The sequence below is a fragment of the Pseudomonas edaphica genome (assembly GCF_005863185.1).
In the GTDB taxonomy this organism is placed as follows: Bacteria; Pseudomonadota; Gammaproteobacteria; order Pseudomonadales; family Pseudomonadaceae; genus Aquipseudomonas; species Aquipseudomonas edaphica.
Window position 1 is genome coordinate 1 of the sequence record NZ_VBVZ01000274.1, and the last position, 8,027, is coordinate 8,027.

The 8,027-nt window shown below is 52.6% G+C and carries 7 protein-coding genes and 2 pseudogenes; 4 read left to right on the forward strand and 5 right to left on the reverse strand.

Annotated features, from left to right (window positions below):
* From FEM54_RS18230 to FEM54_RS18255, 5 genes are all read right to left on the reverse strand, one after another.
* Nucleotides 1-506, reverse strand: a 506-nt coding sequence (locus tag FEM54_RS18230; protein WP_171045859.1) for a phosphoribosyltransferase domain-containing protein, incomplete at its 3' end; no start/stop codon positions are given.
* 70 nt (nucleotides 507-576) lie between these two features.
* Nucleotides 577-1,716, reverse strand: a complete 1,140-nt coding sequence (locus FEM54_RS18235; protein ID WP_138452309.1) for a trypsin-like peptidase domain-containing protein — start codon at nucleotides 1,714-1,716, stop codon at nucleotides 577-579.
* Between the two features lie 79 nt (nucleotides 1,717-1,795).
* Nucleotides 1,796-2,794 (reverse strand): ATP-grasp domain-containing protein, encoded by a 999-nt coding sequence (locus FEM54_RS18240; RefSeq protein ID WP_138452311.1) that lies wholly within the window; start codon nucleotides 2,792-2,794, stop codon nucleotides 1,796-1,798.
* A 916-nt stretch (nucleotides 2,795-3,710) separates the two neighbouring features.
* Nucleotides 3,711-4,127: a large-conductance mechanosensitive channel protein MscL gene (gene mscL, locus FEM54_RS18250; RefSeq protein WP_138452316.1), complete on the reverse strand. Its 417-nt coding sequence runs from the start codon at nucleotides 4,125-4,127 to the stop codon at nucleotides 3,711-3,713.
* 257 nt (nucleotides 4,128-4,384) lie between these two features.
* A complete protein-coding gene (locus tag FEM54_RS18255; protein ID WP_138452318.1) occupies nucleotides 4,385-5,050 on the reverse strand; it encodes an outer membrane protein in 666 nt (221 codons plus the stop codon).
* 442 nt (nucleotides 5,051-5,492) lie between these two features.
* Here FEM54_RS18255 and FEM54_RS18260 point away from each other — a divergent pair, with 442 nt between their 5' ends.
* The 4 genes and pseudogenes from FEM54_RS18260 to FEM54_RS18275 all read left to right on the forward strand — a co-directional run.
* Nucleotides 5,493-5,924 carry a hypothetical protein gene (locus FEM54_RS18260; protein WP_138452320.1) on the forward strand — a complete coding sequence of 144 codons (432 nt, stop codon included), beginning with the start codon at nucleotides 5,493-5,495 and terminating at the stop codon, nucleotides 5,922-5,924.
* A gap of 115 nt (nucleotides 5,925-6,039) precedes the next feature.
* Nucleotides 6,040-6,282 (forward strand): annotated as a pseudogene (locus FEM54_RS18265) (transposase); the annotation flags it as partial.
* A gap of 223 nt (nucleotides 6,283-6,505) precedes the next feature.
* Nucleotides 6,506-7,855: an IS110 family RNA-guided transposase gene (locus FEM54_RS18270; RefSeq protein ID WP_065942766.1), complete on the forward strand. Its 1,350-nt coding sequence runs from the start codon at nucleotides 6,506-6,508 to the stop codon at nucleotides 7,853-7,855.
* Nucleotides 7,856-8,027, forward strand: a pseudogene (locus FEM54_RS18275) (IS3 family transposase); the annotation flags it as partial.

The window sequence follows — 8,027 nt, forward strand, 5'->3', positions numbered from 1 at the left end:
GAGAGTTCATCGTCCACCAGCACCAGAGATCGCGCCCGCTGCGTCATAGCCAAAATATCAGGATCGGTCGGCCGGTGGATCAGGTGAGCGCTGGCGTGGCTGTGCTCCTCTTCAAAACGGGCGAACCTCTCAGTGCTTATCGGATGGCGCGTACTCACCAGGTACACCGTGTCCGGCCGCGTATGGCTATACGCTCGGTGCACCCCTGCCCCCAACCCTACAGCGGTTTCGGCCATGCCCACCATCAATACTGGCCCCGGCAAATCCGCGGGAATCATGGCCGCCAGACTGTTGTAGCTGGCCTGCATCACCGATGGACGCACAGGAATATGTTTACCAAGCACCTTGGATACAAACAGGAATGCACGCTTTGGGTTGCGTCGCTCGGCAAAGCCGAACAAGGATTGCGGCGCAATGGAGCATGGCTCGACATCCACGTCCAATAATCCTCGTTTGAGCTGTGCACTCAGGCGGCACCGCGCTTGTCTCACTACGATTGATTCCATGCACGACATTCCTGAAAGCGGCAAGTTAACGAACCCGGCATCCTGTTCAGCTTGATCAAATTGCCTACCACTACGGGTTATCAGCCTCGATACGCCACAGTGAGGACTGAGCCTCCCGGGCCATTTCCGAAGTTGAGTACTGACGGCCGGCGACAGATTTAAAAGGTGATACCTGGCAGGCATCCAGGAACGCCAGCAGCAGGCCAGCCTTCACCGCGAAGTTCATGTTTTGCGCATCCGGCAACGTGGATGTCACCATGGCAATCACCCCACCGCCGCTATCAAATAGAGGACTGCCGCTGGAGCCTGGCTGGATGGCCGCGGTGAACTGCAGCAAGCTGGCATCGTTGTGCAAACCGAACAAACTCGACACGCCACCCTGGGTCACGTGTACGCCACCCCCTGCCAGACCTGCCATGGGAAAACCCAGGGCGATCACCGACTCACCCAACGCGCATCCCACACCTTCCGTGAAATGCACAGGCGATAACGCCGGACAATCCTGAATACGTAGCAAGGCCATATCGTTGCGTTGATCGACCAGCACGACCTCAGCGCGGTAACGCCCGACAAAGGAAGAAATGTGCAACTCCTGCATGCCCTCAATTACGTGAGCGCAGGTCATGACCTGAGAAGAGGAAACAGCAAAACCAGTACCCGTAGAGGAACCACGATTTCTTGGGCGATCATTTGAATACGGACGACGGGAGGGATGTGCATCATCGATATCAATTCCCATGCGCCGTCCCATTGCGGCTAATCCGTAGGCTGAGCCTTCAGCAAGCGCACGGAATTTCCACAGCTCATTTCGGGCGTAAAATTCGCCAATCACGATCGCCGATTCACCATTGTTGTGCAGATCAAGGGAGAGTCCGGCCTGATTATCGATCTGCAGGCATAAGTCCTTGAGCTCGCTGATCGGCCCTACCGCAGCGAACGTATAAACAACCAACAACACACGTTCTGTACCGCCTGGCAGTGCAGACAGATCCAGCGCGCAACAGACTGACGTTTGGGCTTCGCTCCACTCCATCCATTTCTGGGAGATTTGAAACAACGCAGGGTCACCGGTTGGCATGCGTTTTTCGGTGACAGGTAGCAACGCCACAGCAGCGTAATCCCCGAAGGCGCTGACGTTACTGCTGCTCAGTGTCCAAGCCGTCTTTACACCTGCAATAGCTATGTTTGCACCGGGCGTCAGCGCCTTCATCCTGGTCCTTCCTTACTCGAGGTGCGCTAAAGATGTGTAGCTTTCAAAAAGTCATGCGTTATCGGTTGAACCCGTCATTTCAGGTAGACGCCATTACCGCAACCGTAATGGGCTTCACACGCACACCCTCGACCCACTGACTTGGGGGCTCCGGCAGTCCTAATCGACGCGTGGCGAATATTCCGGCCAGGTTCACACCTGCCGCGCGGGTGTAACCGATGCCACCGGAGTAACGCGGGTTGATCTCGAGCAAGTGTGGAATACCCGCCTGATTGTCCCGGGTTTGCACATTCACTAAACCGTCGCACTTGAAGTGCGCACATGCCTTGAGGGCAAGCTCCACGGCGCTGGATTCGCGCTCGAACGACTGGTAAGCGCCATGCTTTCTGCGCCCCACGTAAGCGACAGGCTTACCTGCTTCGCACACGATATCCACCGAACACTCGTTGCCCGACAGATAGGGCATCATCAACATCGGTACACGCTGCGGCCCCGACACGTAGAGTTTCAGATAGGTGTTGAAGTCGACTTCCCGTGCGCCCGGATTCTCCAAACAACGGAACGGGTCCGCCTGCGACTTGAAACGCCAGAACCCCTGGCCATAAACTCCCACCGTCGGCTTGATGCAGACTTCCCCTGCGTCGGACAAGCACTTATATGCCGCAACCAACTCCCGACCGTTAGTAACCGTGATTGCCGGTATGCAGGCTAAACCAGCACGCTCGGCCTCCGCCGTGAACAGACTTTTGTCGTCTACCTTGCTAAAGGTGTCCATAGACAGTCCTCCCGTGACAAGGCCAATACCTGCCACCCCAAACCGCTTGCGGCTCGCTTCGTAAACACTCCCAGCTCGCCCTGCAATCACCACTGTAATCCGGTGTTCAAGTGCGGTCTCAATCACCCAACCAATACGTTCAGCGCTGTCATGAATCTCTTGAAAACTGACATCAGCCTGCCCTGTGATCTCAGGCCGATCTTGTCGATGGGACGCAAAAACCTTGACGCTCACAGGCAGTGCCTCCCGTGTACTCATAACCACGTCGCGCTGACTGGATTGACCTTCAAGAAACCAGATCACATTTACACTCCGGTGTGCGTACCGACGGACTATGGCCTGTGATTTCGCGCTTTGCGTGTGCGGTACATCGAGGCCTGGGGAGCTCAGGATTAAGAAAAAATGGCTCCGCTCAAGACATGCAAAAAGTAAGGGACGTCTGCCAGCCTGTCTGTGGGAAATTTCACCAGAGAATGAGCTCATCCAAAATACGAAGAGGTCAGGCATAGTCTTCGAAGTGGGGTTATCGCCTAATCAGCGTACTGCTGCCCTAGGCCCGTCGACGGACTCAATTCGCGACCTGAGCTTTGCCACACTGTTTCGGCGCAAGCCGGCCGGCGGTAGCAATCTATCGTTTTGGATCGATAAGGAGATGCCCTGAGCGCTTAAGAACCAATTCAACTCTCTGCTGTCCTACACGCATTCATCGGAGCGCTTACTATGTTCGTGCGTAGCTTTAATACGATTGCTCAATCATTACCGGCATCGATTTTTTGCTTATCATTCGTCGGCGCAGGATGGTTGGGCTTTGCGCTCACTCGTGAGCGCGCATCGGAGCCAATAATTGTCATGGCCCCCCATCAGCCAACGATACATTTAGGATGTCCTGAAGACCTTTCGGTTGAAAGACGTTGCCAAGCAACCGCACAAAACATGCTAGACAACCTAGAGCTGAATTCGGATGCTAGTTCGATCCGAATTCTATCGAATGGAGGCCTACGAGATTTAAGCTATACGCCTGGACGCTTAAGCGTCGAGACAGACCAAGCGGGTAGGATTATCAACTCATTTTATGATTGAAGCGCACTAGCCATGGTTTAAAAATCCGACTACGCCGCCGGAAAATTACATTTCAACCACGAGGTGGACTCATCACGCAGGCAAATACAGGAACTTTAAAAGCTCCCTGTCTTTTCAAAGCAACCCCTGTACTGTGTAATTACAAGGACTTTTTGTTCTGATCCTTGAGCAGATCACGGATCTCTTCCAGCAACATTTCTTCTTTGGTTGGCACCGCTGGTAGGCTTGGTTCAGCAGGCTCCTCACGCTTGAGACGATTGATAGCTTTCACGCCCATGAATATCGCAAATGCGATGATTAGAAAGTCGATGATGCTCTGAATGAACTTGCCGTACCCAAGCACCACGGCAGGGATATCTCCCTGTGCAGCCTTGAGGGTCACGACCAGATCGCCAAAGTTCACTCCCCCGATCAACACACCGACGGGTGGCATCACCACATCGCCAACAAAAGACGAAACAATTTTGCCGAAAGCAGCACCAATAATAATGCCGACGGCCATGTCCACCACATTGCCTTTGACTGCAAAGGCCTTGAACTCACTTAACACGCTCACAGAATATTCCTTATTAAAAACCGCGAATGGGCCCCCTTAGCAAAATTGACAGGGCCTTGCACTTACATAAATAGCTTATAAAAAATTATAGAAAATCAACCGCAATTACGTTGGGAAAAATCCCCCGATTTCGGTGGATTTTTCTCCAATAATCCGATTGCGAGTCCCAGCAGGCCCAGCCGTTACCCCCTTTCTCGATGACCACTGTACGGAAAGCAAGTCGCTGCACTACTGTCTATCGCAAGGCATTTTTTGAGTTAAAACAGTACTCGCGCCTCCAAGAACAAATTTTGTTCCTTTAGCTTCCCCTTGAGCTGCTCGTCACGCGCATTGATGCGGTTCGCAAAAGTATTGTGGCCGGTTTCGATATCGCCCATCGCGATGTAGCGATAGCCTAGGCCGACAGTAGTTTTTTCGCCGACTTTAGCGTTCAAGCCAATACCCAGGCTATAGGCGACGTTATTCTGGGTGTGTTTGGCAAACCTGCGTGCTGCGTTTGACTGATATCCCTCTGAATCTACCCGTGCAAGGCCCACACCCGCCATGCCGTAAAAAGATAACCAATCGATGATAGGTATATCTTTGTATCCATTGATCATCAGTCGCTGCGAGGTAACTTGCATGCGATTTACATTAGGGTTAAATGGCGCCCAACGAGTATCAAAATTTGCATCACTTTTGGTAGTGTACTCACCTTCCAGGCGCCAGCCTTCGGTAAACGCATAACCTACGGAAAAGGATCCTGTGAAGGTCTTAGTGCTGTCCGGATTGGCAACCCGCTCTACCACTCGAGGACTCGTCAGTAGTGGACTGGACAGATTTTGCCGCGCATTGTTAAGTTTCGCCGAACCGTACCACCCTTCAGCGTAAGCTGTGCCAAAGCAGAACGCGGTTGAAAATAGCACACCTGTAATTTTTTTCATAAGTTCAATCTTCCTTTTGATAACCACTAACCTGGCAGGCAGGCACTCAACAAAATCCCCGGACCGTTAGAACTTATAAAATCCAGAACTCACGACTTTCTGGTGCAGAATATGTGCACACCCAAATATTGTATGCAGGAAAATTCACCTTCAATAAAATCACACAACGGATGGCCTGCACCAGCTATCGTTGGCTGTGCAAACTCGCAATTCGCTTCAAGCTAACGAAGCTTGGTATGTCGTATGAGAGAAGACACCGATGGCAGCCACAGCATCAACGGACAGCGGGGCCTGCACCCTAAATTGGGTGTAGGGTATGCCAGTCGTGTGAAATTGACAGGCACCTACCACAACACTGTTACAGTGTTGAGCCGATATTTAGCGATGAGCGTGTGCCACGTATCTGGAGTGGTTTTCGCACTGGTGTAAAGACAGGAAAATAATGAATATTGAATGGATGGAAATTGCCTTTGGCATAATGGTGATTATTGCACAGGGGTTATCGCTGTGGTTCATGTACTGGCTGTTTAAAAAGCTGCGCAAACCCAAACCAGCTGCCCCCGCCTATTCACCGGGCACAGGCCTTGATGGTAATGCATTCCCGGTGTTGTCTACGTTCACTGGATTGCGTGGCATTCCATGGATAGCGGTCGCAACCAATAGCTTGAATCCAGTATTTCGCCTCGATGACCAAAAGTTGATTTACCGAGTTATACGCCAGCGCCAACGGCTACTAAGCGATATTTTGCAGGTGGATACTCAGAGTGCGTACGGCACCTTTAACCTGGTTTTTGAGTTCGCTAACTCACCGTTCACTTTCATCGTTAACCTGGGAAATCCATTACGGGTCACCTATGTCCTTTCAATACTGTAACCCAGTGTGCCGTTAACTGAACGAGCGCAAGCGGCCCTGAGATATCAATAGTTTGAATCGCCCCTAGTTTCGTAGACACCTCCAAGCCTTAAAATGAGGCCCATTAGGAGGTGCCATGAGCAACCAGCGTTATCCCGAAGAATTCAAAATCCAGGCGGTCAAGCAAGTGACCGAAAAGCAGCTTCCTGTCTCGGAGGTGGCTGCACGATTAGGTGTGTCCGTGCACAGCCTCTATGCCTGGGTTAAGCGCTACACCAAGCCCCAGGAACAGCGCGTCGAGGAGGATGATCAGAGCGCTGAGGTTCGTCGTCTACGTGCCGAGCTGAAACGGGTGACGGAGGAGCGAGACATCTTAAAAAACCGCCTCCCCGGCACTCCGCGGCCCATTGGGCTAGAAACACTACGTACTACACTTACATTTCTGGACAGTGGTCGCTGGCTTTTTGGAGGCTAAGTCCCCGTCAAAAAACGTGACCCAGGGGAAGCTGCGGACCCGTTAGTGGTGGCGCTTCTATGACCCCGTTTAGGAATGTGATTTGATCCGAGTCCCCGTCCAGTCCTGCCCTTGATTGGAGGTGCGTATGAAAAATTCTGACTTAAAAACCAGAGGGTTACCGGTAATTAATACTCGAGCGGCCGGCATTGATATCGGCTCACGCTTTCATGTTGTCGCCGTTCCAGCGGATCTCGCGCAAGATCCGATTCAAACCTTTAATGCCTTCACCGCTGATCTTGAGCGGATGGCTAACTGGCTGGTGAGCCTCGGCATCTCGACAGTCGCCATGGAGTCGACCGGCGTTTATTGGATTCCGGTTTACGAGATACTCGAAACGCACGGACTTCATGTAGTACTTGCCAATGCCCGCGATGCTCGCGCGGTGCCAGGGCGTAAAACCGACGTGAATGATGCGCAGTGGATTCAACGACTCCATTCCTGCGGATTACTTCGAGCTAGCTTCCGTCCAGATCGCGAAATCTCGGCTTTACGTAGCTATTTAAGATTGCGAGAGCGCCACCTTGACTACGCGGCCGCGCATATTCAGCACATGCAAAAAGCCCTCACACATATGAATCTGCAACTGCACCATGTTGTGGCGGACGTAACCGGAGTGACCGGCATGCGAATAATACGGGCCATTGTGGCCGGTGAGCGAAGCCCGTCAGTATTGGCTGCCATGAGTGATACCCGCTGCAAAGCCGGTATCGATGTCATTAAGGCAGCGCTAGTCGGCAATTATCAACCGGAGCATACATTTGCCCTGTCACAAGCACTGACGATGTATGACGCATACCAAGCGCAACTCCTCATCTGCGATCAGCAAATTGCACAAGTGCTCATCAAGCTCTCGCAGGAAAAGGTGCGTCCGTCAGAACCATTACCTAAACCGCGCCATAAAACCCGGCAACCCAATGCGCTTAACTTCGATGTTCGCACCTTGCTCTATCAGTTGGTCGGTGTAGACCTCACGCAAATACATGGCATTGGCCCCTTTTTGGCACTGCGGCTGGTCGCCGAATGTGGTACAGATCTGAGCCGATGGCGCACTTGTCATCATTTCACTTCGTGGCTAACGCTTGCCCCGGGATGTAGGATCAGTGGAGGTAAGGTGCTTTCCGCTCATACTCGGAAAACCAAGAATCGAGTGACCGCCCACCTGCGCTTGGCCGCTGTCACCGTCGGGAGAACGAGTACTGCGCTTGGGGCCTTCTATAGACGCCTTGCAGCTCGAATCGGAAAAGCCAAAGCAGTCACCGCGACCGCCCGAAAAATTGCGATTTTATTCTATAACGCGATGCGTTTCGGTATGAACTATCAGGACCCCGGAGCAGACCAGTACGAGCAGAGATATCGGGAGCGAGTCGTAAAGGGTCTACATCGCCGTGCTGCCGAATTTGGTTTCACTCTTCAGCCAACGGAGGGTGTTTCTTAGGAAGGCCGCCGCGTACTTTGCCAAGGAGTGCGGCTGAAGTACGCCTTTATTAAGCAGCAAGCGGGTCACTACGCGATTCGACGGCTTTGCCTGACGCTCAAGGTTCATCCCAGCGGCTACTACGCGTGGCTATCAGAACCAAAATCTGCGCGGGCCAAGGACGATCAGCGAC